The organism is Maribacter sp. MMG018 (assembly GCF_018100785.1).
Lineage (GTDB): Bacteria > Bacteroidota > Bacteroidia > Flavobacteriales > Flavobacteriaceae > Maribacter.
On record NZ_JAGJEC010000002.1, the window covers coordinates 708,877 to 724,332 of the forward strand.

General features: G+C 37.6%; 17 protein-coding genes. 4 read left to right on the forward strand and 13 right to left on the reverse strand.

The features are described from left to right. Window positions 1–31: 31 nt before the first annotated feature. Window positions 32–1,045 carry an LLM class flavin-dependent oxidoreductase gene (locus J8L85_RS11355; RefSeq protein ID WP_211017328.1) on the reverse strand — a complete coding sequence of 338 codons (1,014 nt, stop codon included), beginning with the start codon at window positions 1,043–1,045 and terminating at the stop codon, window positions 32–34. Window positions 1,046–1,322: 277 nt separating this feature from the next. Between J8L85_RS11355 and J8L85_RS11360 the strand changes: the two genes are divergently transcribed. Further along, entirely contained in the window at window positions 1,323–2,645 is a 1,323-nt protein-coding gene (locus J8L85_RS11360; RefSeq protein WP_211017330.1) for a hypothetical protein, read from the forward strand. 162 nt (window positions 2,646–2,807) lie between these two features. Here J8L85_RS11360 and J8L85_RS11365 read toward each other — a convergent pair whose 3' ends face one another. From J8L85_RS11365 to J8L85_RS11375, 3 genes are all read right to left on the reverse strand, one after another. Next, a complete protein-coding gene (locus J8L85_RS11365) occupies window positions 2,808–3,071 on the reverse strand; it encodes a YgjV family protein (RefSeq protein ID WP_047245269.1) in 264 nt (87 codons plus the stop codon). Between the two features lie 4 nt (window positions 3,072–3,075). Further along, window positions 3,076–3,549 carry a MarR family transcriptional regulator gene (locus J8L85_RS11370; RefSeq protein ID WP_211017332.1) on the reverse strand — a complete coding sequence of 158 codons (474 nt, stop codon included), beginning with the start codon at window positions 3,547–3,549 and terminating at the stop codon, window positions 3,076–3,078. Between the two features lie 109 nt (window positions 3,550–3,658). Beyond that, the gene (locus J8L85_RS11375) at window positions 3,659–5,140 is read right to left on the reverse strand and encodes a T9SS type A sorting domain-containing protein (RefSeq protein WP_211017335.1); all 1,482 of its coding nucleotides are present in this window, start codon (window positions 5,138–5,140) and stop codon (window positions 3,659–3,661) included. 226 nt (window positions 5,141–5,366) lie between these two features. On the opposite strand from J8L85_RS11375, the gene J8L85_RS11380 reads away from it, so the two are divergent. Beyond that, window positions 5,367–5,978: a DEAD/DEAH box helicase gene (locus tag J8L85_RS11380; RefSeq protein WP_211017337.1), complete on the forward strand. Its 612-nt coding sequence runs from the start codon at window positions 5,367–5,369 to the stop codon at window positions 5,976–5,978. Window positions 5,979–5,993: 15 nt separating this feature from the next. Beyond that, window positions 5,994–6,866: a 23S rRNA (adenine(1618)-N(6))-methyltransferase RlmF gene (gene rlmF, locus J8L85_RS11385; protein ID WP_211017339.1), complete on the forward strand. Its 873-nt coding sequence runs from the start codon at window positions 5,994–5,996 to the stop codon at window positions 6,864–6,866. A gap of 55 nt (window positions 6,867–6,921) precedes the next feature. On the opposite strand, the gene fabD is transcribed toward rlmF, so the two are convergent. From fabD to J8L85_RS11425, 8 genes are all read right to left on the reverse strand, one after another. Further along, window positions 6,922–7,797 (reverse strand): ACP S-malonyltransferase, encoded by an 876-nt coding sequence (gene fabD, locus J8L85_RS11390; protein WP_211017341.1) that lies wholly within the window; start codon window positions 7,795–7,797, stop codon window positions 6,922–6,924. Between the two features lie 332 nt (window positions 7,798–8,129). Next, a complete protein-coding gene (locus tag J8L85_RS11395) occupies window positions 8,130–8,711 on the reverse strand; it encodes a DUF6515 family protein (RefSeq protein ID WP_247656636.1) in 582 nt (193 codons plus the stop codon). A gap of 200 nt (window positions 8,712–8,911) precedes the next feature. Beyond that, window positions 8,912–9,142, reverse strand: a complete 231-nt coding sequence (locus J8L85_RS11400) for a hypothetical protein (protein WP_211017343.1) — start codon at window positions 9,140–9,142, stop codon at window positions 8,912–8,914. A gap of 274 nt (window positions 9,143–9,416) precedes the next feature. Further along, window positions 9,417–10,172 carry a patatin-like phospholipase family protein gene (locus J8L85_RS11405; RefSeq protein WP_211017345.1) on the reverse strand — a complete coding sequence of 252 codons (756 nt, stop codon included), beginning with the start codon at window positions 10,170–10,172 and terminating at the stop codon, window positions 9,417–9,419. Between the two features lie 16 nt (window positions 10,173–10,188). Next, entirely contained in the window at window positions 10,189–10,806 is a 618-nt protein-coding gene (locus tag J8L85_RS11410; protein WP_247656637.1) for a DUF6134 family protein, read from the reverse strand. Window positions 10,807–11,061: 255 nt separating this feature from the next. Further along, the gene (locus J8L85_RS11415) at window positions 11,062–11,643 is read right to left on the reverse strand and encodes a DUF6515 family protein (RefSeq protein WP_211017347.1); all 582 of its coding nucleotides are present in this window, start codon (window positions 11,641–11,643) and stop codon (window positions 11,062–11,064) included. 293 nt (window positions 11,644–11,936) lie between these two features. Next, window positions 11,937–13,841 carry a monovalent cation:proton antiporter-2 (CPA2) family protein gene (locus J8L85_RS11420; protein ID WP_211017349.1) on the reverse strand — a complete coding sequence of 635 codons (1,905 nt, stop codon included), beginning with the start codon at window positions 13,839–13,841 and terminating at the stop codon, window positions 11,937–11,939. Between the two features lie 29 nt (window positions 13,842–13,870). Then, window positions 13,871–14,434, reverse strand: coding sequence for an NAD(P)H-dependent oxidoreductase (locus tag J8L85_RS11425; RefSeq protein ID WP_211017350.1), 564 nt, complete (start codon window positions 14,432–14,434; stop codon window positions 13,871–13,873). A 207-nt stretch (window positions 14,435–14,641) separates the two neighbouring features. Between J8L85_RS11425 and J8L85_RS11430 the strand changes: the two genes are divergently transcribed. Next, a complete protein-coding gene (locus J8L85_RS11430) occupies window positions 14,642–15,034 on the forward strand; it encodes a DoxX family protein (protein WP_211017352.1) in 393 nt (130 codons plus the stop codon). A 32-nt stretch (window positions 15,035–15,066) separates the two neighbouring features. On the opposite strand, the gene J8L85_RS11435 is transcribed toward J8L85_RS11430, so the two are convergent. After that, entirely contained in the window at window positions 15,067–15,444 is a 378-nt protein-coding gene (locus J8L85_RS11435) for a nuclear transport factor 2 family protein (RefSeq protein WP_211018268.1), read from the reverse strand. Window positions 15,445–15,456: the final 12 nt, after the last annotated feature.

A 15,456-nucleotide genomic window follows, 5' to 3' on the forward strand; every position in this document is an offset into this window, starting at 1 on the left:
AATGAATAAAATTGTTTGTAAAGGAAATGATTTAATTAGCCGAATTGAGTTCTTTCATGATCTCCGCAAACAGTTCGTACGATTTGATTCTGTCATTAATATCATAAATGTTGGTTACGGCAATAAGTTCATCGACCTTGGATTGCTCCAAAAATTCCTTTACTTGAGCCTTAACAGTAGTTTTACTGCCTACAAAGGAATATTTTAGCATTTGGTGTACTTGAGGGTGTTTTAAGATTTCTCTAAGATCTTCTGTCATCGCGGTAGGCGGTTGTACATAATCTCTCTTACCTGTAAAAATACCTACGATCAAACGTATTAAAGAGGTAAATAAACGTTGGGCCTCTTCATCGGTATCGGCGACAATAATGTTAACACCAGCTATTATATAAGGTTTTTCCAGATTATTTGATGGATTAAACCCCTTACGATAAATTTTCAGGGCTTCCCATAAATGGGTCGTTGCAAAATGACTCGCAAATGCATAGGGCAGTCCCTTTTTTGCTGCCAAATGGGCGCTATCGGTACTAGATCCTAAAATATAAAATGGTACCTTATTTGTCTCCGCTACGGGAACCCGCATTTTGGCGTTGGCATTGTCTTTAGAAAAGTACATTTCCAATTTTTCCAGTTCATTTGGGAAAGAATGGGCCGCACTCATAAAATCGGATCGTATGGCCAGTGCCGTTTCCCTGTCCGTTCCCGGTGCCCTACCCAATCCTAAGTCAATACGATCGGGGTATAAAGAAGACAACGTGCCAAATTGCTCGGCAACCACCAGTGGTGAATGGTTGGGTAACATAATACCACCAGATCCGACACGAAGGGTTTTAGTGCCTTCGGCAACATACCCTATTAATATTGAAGTGGCATTACTCCCAATATTAGGAGCATTATGGTGTTCTGCCAACCAATAGCGTTCATATCCGAATTTTTCGGCATGTTGAGCCAATTTAAGAACGTTGTTATAGGTTTCTTTATATGTATGACCTTCCGATACCAGTGCAAGGTCTAAAATGGAATAAGCGGTATTTTCAATCTGCATAGTCGTATATAATGGATTACAAAGTTAAGGGCTATTGATCTAATGGCACCCCTCATTGTATGGACATTGTTTAAATGCCTTTTGTTATAATTTTTGTGCGTAATTAGTCGTGGTTAGAGTGAAAAAATAACAAACGGACCACTAACCGATTCATGGTATTTGTACCTGCTTAATTTTAAGAATGTTATAGTGACAGTATTTTGATAAAAAATGAACAATTAACAACTAAGACCAATTGTTTCTCCGTACATATTTAAAACCCCTAAATTCTAATTTTATGATCAAATTTAAAAGCTACCTATGGTTGTTTTGTATTGCTTTCGCTATAAGCAGTTGTTCGGATGATAATGTTCTTGTTGATCAAGAAGAGCAAGATTCCCAAACTTCTATGGATACACAGGAAGAGGAGCCGGAGCCCGAAGAAAATCAGAATACGGTAGATGTGGCGACCGAATTAATCGCAAACGATATGGAACCACATCCGATGCAAGATGTGGCAAAACCAGCGTATTTGGAAACCATTGTAGACCCCTCTTTTGGTACCATTATCAGAAGAATTTCCGATGCCGGTAATGGAGGAGTGATCAAACCTATGTATAGCACGATCCAGGCTTGGAACGCCGACGAATCAAAAATGATATTATACGACCAAACCAATGGTGTGCACCAACTATTGGATGGTATGGACTATACCTTTATCCGCAATCTTGACGATGTGCGTCCAGATGATATAGAACAATTGTTTTGGGATTATAACGATCCTGATGTTTTGTACTATTTAGATGCCCTTACAGATGATTTTATAAAATATTCGGTGTCTTCGGGCGATAAGGAAGTGTTGGTGAACGTAAGAGAAGTTTCGGGATGCGATGGTAATATTAGCATGGGCAATGATGTGCAAATGATGTCTTGGGATTCTGATGTAATAGGATTTAGATGCGATAACGATAAAACGTTCGGTTATCGCCTTTCTACCGAGCAATTGATAACAATAGACGTTGATGATGTAAACTATATTGCCGCGATGCCGGCACCAAGTGGCAATCTATTTTACCATAGTGTATCATCATATGATGCCAACGGAAATTTTAAGGCGCGACTTAATAAAGGTAGCGTAGAACATTCTTGTTTGGGTCAAATGACAGATGGTACGGACACCAACTACTCTATTACTTTTGCAGAAGGACCTAATGGAGGTTGTTTGGGCGATATTATTGCTTTTGACCTAAACACTGGAGATTGTATACCCGTAATTTCTACAGATTTAGGATACGATTACCCAAAGAGCGGTAGCCATATATCTGCCGTTGCGCATAAAAATCCGGGGTGGATAGCTGCATCGATGATAGGTTATGAACAAGACGGACAATCGCTTTTAGACCAAGAATTGGTAATCGCCAGGGTGGAAAAAGGCAATGTAGAAGTATATAGAATTGGGCACCATAGGGCCGATGAAGATGAATTTGATTATTGGGGAGAACCCCATGCGGTCATAAGTCCTACCGGAACCAGAGTACTTTTTGGTTCTGATTGGAGCGGTAGTGAGGACGGCACTTCTGTAGAATCGTATGTAGTGGAATTACCTTCTTTTAAACAGTAAGGCTTTCTTTTTAAAAAGCAAGGCCATATACAAACGATTACAGTTCTGTACAGAACTATAATTAGAAAGGACAACGCTTCCCTCCTAGCGTTGTCCTTTTTTTATAATTAGTAGAGCCTAATACCTTAATACGTTCGTTTGGTTTTCTCCAGTAAATTTAAATTAACACGACGAACAATTGGTGTGGTTGTCCAAATTGTTCTGTTTCTGTTGTTGTTTTAATTTACGTAGGTGGTACATGTGTATAACACAGAAAATGGCACCCGATATAATTAAGGGTCCTGAAACTAAAAACACGCCATAAATGACATAAAAAAAGCTAGAGATCATATGCCATAGCCTAAAACCGCCCATATCCTTTTTGGTAACGGCATAAAATCCTGCCATGATGGCTATATAGCCCAAAATTTCAGCATATAAATTCATTGAGTTATAATTTTTTTAAGGTACGTTCTTTATAATTTGCTTCATTAATTTTTTCTTCTATACGTTCCAGTTCTTCCATAAAATGGGGACTATTCGCCAAAATATCTCGGGTGACCTCTGTCCCCGCTTCCCAGTAACGTTCGAATACGGTAATATGTTTATGCGCTTTTGGCGTTAATGATAGTACTTGTTTACGTTTATCGTTCACGTCTTCTGCGGTAGCGATGTATCCTTTCTTTTTCATTTGTTTCACAATTTTTACCACCGCAGGGTGCGAAAACTGTAGGGTATCTGCCATTTCCGTTATGGTCATGGACTCGTGCTCCTGTAACAATCTGAATATAAGGTTCCAATTAGGCTCTATATCCAAGCCTTCACTTTTGTAGAGGTCTTTGGTACTGTACAATAGGGCGTCGCTTAAACGCTTTAGCCTACTGGTAAGTCCCTCGTACTCCATTTGTATTAAAAAATCATCCATAAACCCTAAGTTAAGTAACTGGTTACGCAAATGTATATTATTTTATGTAACTAGTTACGTAGTTTGGTAAAATTTTTGTGATTTTTCTCTGTAACCAGAAGAAAGTGTATCAATCTACCTTGATCACCTTTTTGGCATATAGAGTCTCGGTGCCTACATTTAATATGGAAATTGCATATACTCCAGAGGCAAGATCATTCATATTCAGTTCATATGAAGAATTTTCGGTTGTCACAGTCCGTATATGCTTGCCACTTATATCATTTATCTGAATGTTCGATTTTCCGACTAGTCCTTCTATATATAGTATGCCAGAGGTCGGATTCGGATACATAGTAAGTGTTGGTCTGTTTATAGGTCTATTATCGGAAAGAACCTCACCATTTACGTTGTATACAGCAATAACCGGTGGCCTGCTATAAGTACCTTGCTCTGTATCTCCCGATTGAATGGATAGGTATAAGTTGCCAGTAGCGGGATCAAAACTACCACCTCCTATTTTTTTTGAACCATTGGCCTGAAAGGGAGTATTAAAAAAGCCATGGTCATAGGGCATTACTTCATGTGGTCGTAAAGTACCGTTTTTAACGGCCAAAAGATCGTTCACGTCCCACAACCAATAGTATTGGTAATTATCATCGGCCTCCGGTGTACAATAACCTCCACACAAGTTGCCGTTGTCTTGGGTACATTTATAGCAAACCCCACTTTCATAACCACCACTATAGCCTATGGTCAAATAAGTTCTGGTTCCGGGTACGACAAAACCATAAGTGGCCCTTGACAGGTGCGTCCATATATTATTTGTCTTAGATTCGTTACTTAGATCTTCGTGTAAAGGATTAGATAGGCTAAAATCCAATAAAGTTGTTGTTTTAATAGTATTTGAAGCATTTAGGGCGTCGTTCATTTCAAACGAAAAAGCCGAAGGTCCGGCACTACATCTGGATATAATGGGTATACCGCTAGAATGACCGGTAATATGGGATCCTCCTAGGGTTTCTTGCCATGCTTCGGGAATTGGGGAAATCCACCCAGAGGTATGTGTGGCACCACCTTCAAAGCTAAAATAGCCACTTACCGATGAATTTTCTATATCATTGGCATTGTCTATAATAAGGGTACTCACGGTATTATCCGCCGGAGCGTCATAATATTCAAACGCATTTACAATCAATTTCGCCTGTCCGCCGTAGTTTACATAATACAGTCCCCCTACCCTATCTATTTTTTCAGGATTACCATCTGGGGTTCTGTCCAATATGCTACTGAAAACTTGAATAGGAGTCTCTACCATGTTCAGTTCTGACAGCTCCTCGCTTTTTATGATTTCAGGAATCGCATATTCCGCAATAGCCTGTTGATGGGTATGGCCAACTATGAACAGGGAATGGTTTTCATAGTTATAGGCAATAGGGCCTTGTGAATAGTTTATCTCAGAAACACCATTTTTACTAGCCTTTATACGAAAACCTCCCTCATAGGTGAGTTGCGATATATCGAACAAGGGGAGCTCTTCGGTACTTTGTGCAGATATTTGACACGTAAAAGTAGCTAGAAGTATCCAAAAAAAACATACACTTTTCATCATTTTAATGTTTTTAGAAGATTAAACAATGAGACCTCCAACTAGGGAATATATAATCAACGTAAATAGCGGTAGAATGTTGTTTTAGGGCATTTCTAAGAGAAATTGTAACGAACGAACAGTATTCGATTAAACTTAAACAGGCATGCTCTACTGTTCTCGGTCTTTGGTGGTATCTTTGGGGCCTTGGCATTTAGATTGCAAAATGTCGCTATCATAATAGAAAGTTATGTCATTTAAAAAATTACATCCACACTTATTGGAAGTGCTAGAGCATTTATCCATAGAAACCCCTACCCCTTTTCAAAAAAGTAGTATTCCTGTAATAAAGAGTGGGGCAAACGCCTTTTGTATCGCTCCGAACAACAGTGGTAAGACCACTACCCTATTGCTTACAACATTGCAAAAATTGAAGTGCGAAGCGGCTGGAAATGCACCTAGAGCAGTGGTACTTGTAGAAAATAAGGAGCGCGCCATGGAATTGTACAGAACCTTTTTAGCATATACCAAGCAAACATCTTTGAGGGTGTATGTGGGGTACAAAGAACTTCATATTGATGTTCAGAAATCGGAAATATTCGAAGGAATAGATATACTTATTACCACACCTACAAATTTGTACAAACTATTTTTGTTGAATGGGGTAAGTACGGCGCAATTACTGATCTGTAGTATAGATGATGGCGACTTTTTAAAACAAAGATCGGAATATAACGCTATGCTTGCAGTTACCCAGAGCATAAGAAAATGTCAATATGTATTGTATACAGAACATCTGACACCCATGTTAGAACGTTTTGAGGATCATTTTATGGAACGTGCCAAATACATTAAAAACTAAAACTTTCTTGGTCCCATGCACCCCCAAAATCCATATCGCAATCGCTATGATCTAAATAGGTTGGTAAAACATCATACTACATTAAAAAAGTATATTGTTTCTAATCCCGCTGGGGAAGAGACCATAGATTTTAGTTCTTCATCGGCGGTATTGGAATTGAACAAGTCCATGTTCCTTGCAGATTTTAAATTGGAGGATTATCAATTGCCTACCGGATATTTGATACCTCCTGTTCCAGGTCGCTTAGATTATTTGTTACATCTTCGCGATTTTCTTTCTGATAAATCAAAGTTGCCAAAGGATGCACAACTAAAGGGGTTGGATATTGGTACTGGGGCCAATGGTATCTATTGCATTCTTGGTGCTCAATATTTTAATTGGCAGATGGTCGGTGCGGAAAGCGATGCAAAAGCTGTAGAAATAGCCAAATCCAATATACTTAGAACAGAAGGATTAAAGCACAAAGTGGAAATTCGTTGGCAAGAGAACAAGGGATTTCTGTTTAAGAATATAGTGGGTAAAAATGAGCAATTTGACTTTACGGTCTGTAATCCGCCTTTTTATAGCTCTGAGGAAGCGGCAGTAAAAGAAAACCTTAGAAAGCTTCAGAATTTGGAAGGAAATACCGATAAAAAAGAGCGGTCTCTTAATTTTGAAGGACAGGCAAATGAACTATGGTGTAATGGAGGTGAAGCACTTTTTATTAAGCGATTGATAAAGGAGAGTGTATTTTTTAAAGATCAGGTAAAAGTATTCTCTAGTTTGGTGGCCAAATCCGATAATCTGCCAAAAATTGAAAAGCAGTTAAAAAAAGCAAAGGCCGACTACCATATGATACCAATGGCACAGGGTAATAAAAAAAGTAGGATTGTTTTATGGTGGTTCTAAGCTTCCTTTTTATAGGATAAAAAGGATAAAGAACTATATAAAAATAAATATTGGTTTACGAAATTCCTTTGACCGTTACGTTCTTATTGATTTGATGCACGAGTCCCCTTAGAAAATTCCCTGGACCGATTTCGGTAAATTCTTTGGCCCCATCGGCTATCATATGCCGTATTGTCTGTCGCCACAATACAGGGTGTGTTAATTGATTTACCAAATTTTTCTTTATGGTTGCTATATTGGTAGTTGGGCGTGCGGTAACATTTTGATAAATAGGCCACTTGGGAGTTTTAAATGTTGTTTGTTCTACGGCAGCCCTATAATCGTCGATGATCGGTTCCATATAGGGTGAATGAAATGCGCCACTAACAGGTAAACTTAGTATATCGGTAGCTCCAGGTCTTAATTTATCGCAAGCTTCCTTTAAAGCTTTTTTCCCTCCCGAAATAACCACTTGTTTGGGGGCATTATAATTTGCAGGGGCAACGATGCCATCTATCTTCGAACAAACATCTTGAACAATAATATCATAAAGTCCCATTACCACGGCCATACCGGTTTCCTCCGTTTCAAAAACCTTTTGCATAAGTGATGCCCTAATCGATATTAGTTTTAGGGCAGATTCAAAATCTAATGACCCAATGGCGGTCAAAGCGGATATTTCACCCAAAGAATGCCCGGCAACCATAGTTGGCCTAAAATTGTTGCCAAGGGTTTTTACCAATATGTAGGAATGCAGAAAAATAGCAGGTTGGGCATATATGGTCTGCTTTATTTCTTCAGCATTTCCTTCGAACATAACCTCAGAAATAGAAAAACCCAATATATTATTGGCCTTTTTAAAATAGTTTCTGGCCAATCTTGATTTTTCGAACAAGTCTTTTCCCATACCGGAAAATTGATTGCCTTGACCTGGAAACAAATAAGCTTGCATATTATAATGGCTTGTTTTAGTGTTTGGTATATTAATTTATATAAAAATGGATCAACCGGAAAAAAACATCATTAGATTATGAAATGTTATCTTAAAAAGGTTTTGTCGATATTGGTATATGAATCTAATATAAATAGGTTTACTATAGTACATAATTCTTTACCGAAATTTTAAGATCTCCTATGTGAAGCACTAAAAAAGGTTGAAATACGATGTTAACTATTTTATTTGCAGATAAGTAGTGTTTGAACGATTGGTAAACGATACTAAAAAAGCACCATCCAAAACGGACAGTGCTTTTTTTAAGAATTATATAATGTACAATGTAAACGTTACTCCATGTCTATAATACCGACCACTTCGTAAGCCCTGGTACCGTTTACTTGAATTTTTTCATACAGAATGTTTCCGAACTCGTAATAAGTTTCTCCGTCTATATTTACTTTCTCATAGTCATCTGGAAGTTCGTAGACGATAGTGCCTATTTCTGGTTCAACAACTTCATATCCGTCATCTACTTGGGTATAAAAAGTACCGCTCACGTTAAAATAAATATGGTTGTTAAAACGTATTCTAGTGAAATTGGGCGGCAATGTATTTATCCTGAAACCAATTTTAGGGGCTATTACAATGTATCTACCCCTAGATTGGGTGTAAAATTTGTTGTTTGCGTAATAGTATTTTTGACCTCTATGTACGATTACTTTTTTATTGGGAATCGTTCTTACCGATACAACTTTCTTTTTTGGGGTTCTATAAACCACTTTTTTACTGGACACCCTATTTGGTGTTTTTCTAATTACAGCTGCTTTTGCGCTTTTGCTTGTTCGATTACTTCTTTGCGCTGTACCGTGAAAAATAAATCCGGTAAGGAACAAGAACAATAAAAGATATGTTTTGTTATTTGTTTTCATGGCTCATCATTTTAAAAGGTTAAACTTTCATTTATACAATCACTATTTTGACTTGTTATTTCATCTTAGGTTTAATCTCTTGTACATAAATTAGATTAAAGAAGCTTTTTTGTCTATGATTCGTTTAATTGTATAGATAAAAAAAAGCGCATTCTTTTGAATACGCTCTATTACATTATAATTATATGGTTCTGCCTCTATTAAAGTAATGAAAGAATACCTTGTAATTCGGTTAGATTAAGACTAGAATTATTGTCGCTATCCAATACGTTAAAATTTTCGGCAACTGAACCAATAGCTTCTGTGGAACTAATAGCTTCATCATTATTGGTATCTAAAAGGCTAAAAAGACTAGCCACCTGTTGTACTGTTGAGTTAGAACTTAAAGAGCTCAACAATGTTGCAGCATCAGAAACATTTGATGTGCTCATGTTTTTTACACTATTACAGCTAGATAATGCAGCTATAAGGGCTAAGGAACCAATTACTTTCTTCATGATTATGTGTTTAGAATAAATTTATTTGTGCGCAAAAGTAGTTTGGTATGTCCTATAAAAAGAAGGATATAGACGAATGCCCATATTCTATCTATACATGAGAGGAAATTATAGACAAATGGGAAAACAAGTTATTTGGTGTTTTCAATACTTTGTCCTGGACTAAAATATTCTATTGGGTACTTATGTTAAATTGTTGCTATTTAACTTATAGCTTTTTCAATTTCAATATTTCTTTTGTGCTTTGGTATCCAATATCGAAAATAGTATCGATGCTTCTCATGTCAAAAGTGGCAAAATTGCTCAACTCTTCCGGGGAAACGACAAAATCACAATCATTGAACTTTGCCATGGATTCCGCTGCCGATTTTAGTTTATAGGCCCTGTCCACCACGTTGTACGAATGCTTAAGGTCTTTGACATCGATGTTTTTTAAAGGATTGACATAACTACCGATAATCTTGTCGCAATAAATTTTAAGAGGCTCTACCGGAAAATTGTTCAATACGCCCCCATCTACATAATAAGAACCGTTTATAGCCACGGGAGAGAAGACACCAGGAAAAGTAGCTGATGCCAATACGGGGCGTATGAGCTCTCCTTTATGAAAAATTTTTAGTTCTCCGTTTATGATATTCGTAGCGGTAACGAACAAGGTTTTGGGCAATTTTTCGAAACGATCGTCCGGCAAGTACTTTTTAAACTCGTCGTAGAACTTTTCGGTATCTATAAATCCGGGTTTTCCTTTGGCGAATCTACTGGTATGAAATATGGATGTAACCTTAAAAAAGTGTAATATTTCTGACCAAGGTACACCTCCGGCGTATAGGGCGCCGACTATGGCACCTGCGCTAGTGCCGGCGATATGTGTGGCATATATATTATGCTCTTCCAAAGCTTTTATTAGTCCAATATGTGCGACTCCCCGTATTCCGCCACCAGATAAAACCAAGCCTATATCCATTTTTCTTTTTTTATGTTTATTTACGTGCAATTATTTCGAATTTGACCAGACCTCCATCGATACTGGCCTTTTCTAAAATTCCGTTTTTATAGTAATAGATGTTTTCCTTCCCTTTTGTATTGATCTTCTTGTATGAGTGTTCCCCGAGCGCTACGATGGTATTAAAACTTCCGTTCTGCTCCGAATAGCAACGATCTATATTCACGGGTTCTTTAAAATAAAGTAAAATAGTGGTATAGTCGATTGGGGGATCCACTACTTCTTCTTTCTTGTCGTTTTTGATAATTTGGTATTGTGAACCTTTCAAATTTGTTACTGTATTGGCGTGGGGCTTGTTATTTACATCAATAACAACATCGGCCATTTTCATAACCTTGTTCTCAAAGGTTACATCGTATTTATAGTTTACCTCGATTTCTTTGATGACCCTGGTTTTAATAGCGGTTTCACTTTGGTAAAAGGTCTTGTTGCCCTCACTGCTCTTGGTCGCTTTTAAATTTCCGATTACTTTGTCGTTCAAGACAATGTCAAAATATAAAACAGTATCGTTGGTGTTTGAAGGCAGTATATCCGTACCTGTATTAAAGTCAAGAAAAAGAAACAAAACGATAATAAACTGGTATATGGAGAACATCTTTTAAGCCTTTTTTACTTGACAAGGTTCATATTGGCAAGCTTTAATATAATTTTATTAAAGCTAGGTGAACGCTATATTTTTATAAAAAACTAAGATAATACGTTTTTAAGATATACAAGGGGCCGTTAAGGTGTATTCTATGAACAGGAAAGGGGGCATAAATACAGAAAACCATAGAGAATACCGTTTTTATAAAACAAAAGAGCGCTTGCCTAGGTTTGGCAAGCGCTCTAAAACAAAATTGGGGAAATATTATTGAATATCAACAATACCTACTATCTCATAGGCTTTAGAACCGCTTATCTTTATTTTTTGATACAGAATGTTTGCGTATTCATAGTATGATTCACCATCTATTTTAACTTTTTCGGCATCATTGGGAAGTTCATAAACTATTGTACCTATTTCTGGTTCCACTACTTCATAGTTAGAGCCTACCTGTATGTAAAATATACCCGCATAGGTAAAATACGTTTTGTTGTTAAAGCGAACTTTGTTGGAACCCGCCGGTAGCGATTTTATCTTAAAACCATTTTTAGGGGCGATCGGAATATAACTTCCTCGAGAATATGCATAAAATTTATTGTTAGAGTAAAAATAATCTTCACCATTGTGCTTAACAACAGTTTTGTTAGGTATTGTTCTTACCGAAACAACTTTCTTTTTCTTGTTACTGTACTCCACTTTTTTACTGGATATTTTTCCCGGCACTTTTTTGGTCACGGTCTTGGTCGTAGTTGTAGTGGTACGTTTTTTTGCTTGTGCCGAACTTGGCAATGTAAATCCTACTAAGAATAATGATAATACTGCGTATGTCTTAATCGTCTTTTTCATCTTTGTAATTTTAAGGTTCAACAATTGTGTTTGTTTTCTAATATTAAGACACAGATATTTAGGGCTGGTTTAATACCGTGTACCGTTTTGAATACAATACTATACCTCTAGTTGTTTTGTGTCTATGAACTAAATTATTTCATAGACGAAAAAAATGGGAGTCCATACTTTTTTGCGTCGAAAACAGGCCTGATAGTGGTGAGGGCCCTTTGTCTATTGGTGGTTTGCTATTCGTACATGGGGAAAATATTTTTGAAAAAAAATATGCTCTATGGGTAAACTAGGTGTTGCTATTACTTATTTTGAGCTGTGTTGTTTTTTTGTTGTTTCTCCAGTGTTTTTCTAATCTGTTCACTGTCCCAAAGATCATCGTATATTACCACACCTCTTTCTAGGTCGGCATTTAAAAGTCGTTCTTGTTCCTCTAGTTCTTTTCTGGCCTTAAATATAAAATTCTTGTCTTGTTTTGGTTCGGTCGCCAAGCGTCGTAAGCTATCCTCATCGTACTTTATAAAATTTTTGACCTGCCTGTTCAGGGTATATTTTCTAAAGCCCATTTTACTGAGGGTATCCTTGGCCAAGGCCAAAGAGGTATCCAATGTTTCCCTGTAAATGTTTTCAATACCCATATTTAATAGGTCATACGCTGCATCCCTGTTTTTGGCACGTACCATAAGTTCTACATGTGGATAGTTTTCCTTGACGAGCTTGGTGACTTTTTTTGTAACGTCCATATTGTCTATGGCACAGATGAGTATTTTTGCTTCTGCAATGCCCGCAGATTCCAATAAATCTTTTCGGGTAGCGTCTCCATAATACACCTCGAACCCCATTTTACGTAAGAAATCTACCCTGTTGGAATTATGGTCCAATATGGTGGCCTCTATACCGTGCGATCTTAAAAAACGACCGACGGTACTACCAAAATGACCAAAACCTACAAGTATAATTTTATGTGATTTGGCAATATGGTCCATAGGTCTTTTTATAGATTCTTTGGTCCCTATTTTTGGAAGTAATATACGCTCGTTAAACGCACTCACCATGGGGGTAATGGACATAGAAAGTGCCGTTACCACAAGCATAATATCCATTTGTTCTTGGTTTAGAATGTTCAATTGAAAGGCAAACGACAACACCACAAAGGCGAACTCGCCTATTTGGGCCAAACCAAAGGTCAGCATAAGTTTTTGGTCGAATTTGAGTTTAAAAATCCGACCGGTTATAAAGAGAACAAAAGCCTTTAGCAATATAATTATAATCAGTAGTCCTCCGATGGTCAAAGGTATCTTACTTATAATAACAAAGTTGATAGATGCACCCACGGCCATAAAAAACAACCCTAGCAATAAATCTTTAAAAGGCTCTAAGGTGCTTTCCAATTCATGTTTAAATTGACTGTTAGACAATACTACACCACCTAAAAACGCACCTAATGCCGGGCTAAGCCCCACATACTCCATTAAGAGCGAAATACTGAAAACTATTAGAAAGGCAGAGGCGATCAAAAGTTCACGAACACCGGTTCTTGCAACCTTTCGTAATATTGGTACTATCAAATATCTTCCGGCAACAATAATCGATGCTACCGATAAAATAATTGCCAGTGTCTGAAAACCGAAAGGAAGGCCATCTAAAAGGTTACCATGGCCTACACTTTTTTCTATAGGAGCATTCTTTGCGTTCGAAAGCAAGGGGATAGCACCCAGCATAAAAATTACGATGATATCTTGAAATAGTAAAATGGAAAATGCCGATGTGCCAAAGGTCGTTGCCATCAATCCTTTTTCTTTAATGGTCTGTAAGGCAATTGCAGTAGATGACAAGGCGACGGCCATTGAAATTACTAGTGAAACATTGCTCTCATAACCAAAAAACATAAAAAGAAAATAAGAAAGCAATATGGTACCCACTACTTGAATTCCCCCCATGCCTAAAATGGTTTTCCGCATATTCCAGAAATTTTTGGGTTCAATTTCCAGTCCGATCAAAAATAACATCATAACGACCCCAAATTCAGCAAAATGGAGAATATCCTCACCTTCTTCCCCTATAAAACCCAGTACATAAGGGCCTATTAAAACACCTGCCAACAAGTAACCCAATACAGAACTAAGCCCTAACCGTTTGGCGATATAAACACAAATAATGGCGCTTGTAAGAAAAACAATTACATTAAAAAGTATGTTTCCTGTCATAATCTGAATGGTTTTCATCTAATGCCACGCTAGGTGACACCGTGTTCAATTGAATTGGTTTTCTTATTTTGTAGCGTATCTATTAATTCGCTATACTTATTACCGTAAGCTTCAAGTTCTTCTTCTGTAAGTTTGTGTGTTCCCATCACTAAAAATGGAGGTAGGTAGTTCATAAGACATAAATTGGCGGTCTGTTCGAACGGACGTAAAAATTCATCAACGGTATAGCTGTTGCTTCCTTCCGAACAATACAATTCTTTTGTGCCTCCCGTAGTTATTACATTTAAGCAGGTCTTTGATTCCAAGGCCGTACCATTTGGACCATAGGCCCAATTGAATTCCAAAACCATATCTATCCATTGTTTCATTAATGGCGGGCAGTTATACCAATAGAAAGGATGGTGCCATATAATAACATCATGTTCCGTTAAAAGTTTCTTTTCAAAAGAAACGTTTATATGAAAATCGGGGTATTCTTCATACAAATCATGAAAAGTAACACCTTCCTTGTTTTTTACATGTTCTACAAGAATGGCATTTGCTCTGGATTTTTCAAATGTAGGATGTGAAAATAGAATCAATACTTTTTTCATAGGGCTAAAAATAATAGAAAAAAATAGTGATTTGGACTTTCTTTTACAATCGTTTTTTCACATATTGAAAAGAAAGGGAACTGCCTTCTGAAGTAGAAAAATTCGGTGTCATAAATTAATGGTGAAATGTCTTTTAATTTCCCATTGATAAATTTTAGGCCGCCTCCCTCCTCTTCCTCTTTATTTTATATTTGCAATAAAAGATAAATGAACAAGATCAGTTATTTGATACTTCGCATGGCCATTGGCCTAAGTATGTTTGGGCACGGATTGGTGCGCTTACCCAAACTTTCGGGATTTAGCAGTTGGATGGTAAAAAGTTTTGAAACCTCGATGTTGCCCGAGTTTATGGTCGTCCCTTTTAGCTATGCCCTTCCCATTTTGGAGTTTTGTACGGGACTATTGTTACTTATAGGGTTGTTTACCCGACAAGCCCTTATTTTGGGGGCGGTGATCATGCTTCTCTTGATCTTTGGAACCACCTTGATAGAGAACTGGGCCATTTTACCCTCACAATTGATCCATGTAGCCTTTTTTGCGGTACTCCTTCATTATATCAAGGACAATACCTGGGCATTGGACACAAAGATGGGGAAGTGAACGGTTAAGGCCCATGTATTGCAAACAGGTGATCAATACATCGTATTGGGATTTTCCGATGTTTCGGGTATTTGTTGGATGGCGTCCCAATGTTCACAAATCTTCCCATTTTTATCGAACCGGAAGAAATCCATTGTAACATATTGATCGTTATCGGGCCAGATTTGATGGGTATGCAGGGCCACTAGGTCGCCCTCCGCAATGGCGCGTACAAATTCAATGGTTTTTTCGGGATATTCCCTTTGCATTCTTTCAAAATAGTCGATAAAGCCTTGCGGACCGTCGGCTACATGGGGATTGTGCTGAACATACTTTCCGCCGCAATATTTTTCTATGGCCTCCCTAGGGTGTCCCTCATAGGCCATTCTGTAAAAGGCGATGGCATTTTTCTTGTTTTTTTCGGTATTCAGGTGTCTCATTTT

Excerpts from the sequence above, each read along its gene's own strand:
- J8L85_RS11355 (WP_211017328.1), bottom strand. The coding sequence starts at position 1,045 with ATGCAGATTGAAAATACCGCTTATTCCATTTTAGACCTTGCACTGGTA.
- J8L85_RS11360 (WP_211017330.1), top strand. The coding sequence starts at position 1,323 with ATGATCAAATTTAAAAGCTACCTATGGTTGTTTTGTATTGCTTTCGCT.
- J8L85_RS11365 (WP_047245269.1), bottom strand. The coding sequence starts at position 3,071 with ATGAATTTATATGCTGAAATTTTGGGCTATATAGCCATCATGGCAGGA.
- J8L85_RS11370 (WP_211017332.1), bottom strand. The coding sequence starts at position 3,549 with ATGGATGATTTTTTAATACAAATGGAGTACGAGGGACTTACCAGTAGG.
- J8L85_RS11375 (WP_211017335.1), bottom strand. The coding sequence starts at position 5,140 with ATGATGAAAAGTGTATGTTTTTTTTGGATACTTCTAGCTACTTTTACG.
- J8L85_RS11380 (WP_211017337.1), top strand. The coding sequence starts at position 5,367 with ATGTCATTTAAAAAATTACATCCACACTTATTGGAAGTGCTAGAGCAT.
- rlmF (WP_211017339.1), top strand. The coding sequence starts at position 5,994 with ATGCACCCCCAAAATCCATATCGCAATCGCTATGATCTAAATAGGTTG.
- fabD (WP_211017341.1), bottom strand. The coding sequence starts at position 7,797 with ATGCAAGCTTATTTGTTTCCAGGTCAAGGCAATCAATTTTCCGGTATG.
- J8L85_RS11395 (WP_247656636.1), bottom strand. The coding sequence starts at position 8,711 with ATGAAAACAAATAACAAAACATATCTTTTATTGTTCTTGTTCCTTACC.
- J8L85_RS11400 (WP_211017343.1), bottom strand. The coding sequence starts at position 9,142 with ATGAGCACATCAAATGTTTCTGATGCTGCAACATTGTTGAGCTCTTTA.
- J8L85_RS11405 (WP_211017345.1), bottom strand. The coding sequence starts at position 10,172 with ATGGATATAGGCTTGGTTTTATCTGGTGGCGGAATACGGGGAGTCGCA.
- J8L85_RS11410 (WP_247656637.1), bottom strand. The coding sequence starts at position 10,806 with ATGTTCTCCATATACCAGTTTATTATCGTTTTGTTTCTTTTTCTTGAC.
- J8L85_RS11415 (WP_211017347.1), bottom strand. The coding sequence starts at position 11,643 with ATGAAAAAGACGATTAAGACATACGCAGTATTATCATTATTCTTAGTA.
- J8L85_RS11420 (WP_211017349.1), bottom strand. The coding sequence starts at position 13,841 with ATGACAGGAAACATACTTTTTAATGTAATTGTTTTTCTTACAAGCGCC.
- J8L85_RS11425 (WP_211017350.1), bottom strand. The coding sequence starts at position 14,434 with ATGAAAAAAGTATTGATTCTATTTTCACATCCTACATTTGAAAAATCC.
- J8L85_RS11430 (WP_211017352.1), top strand. The coding sequence starts at position 14,642 with ATGAACAAGATCAGTTATTTGATACTTCGCATGGCCATTGGCCTAAGT.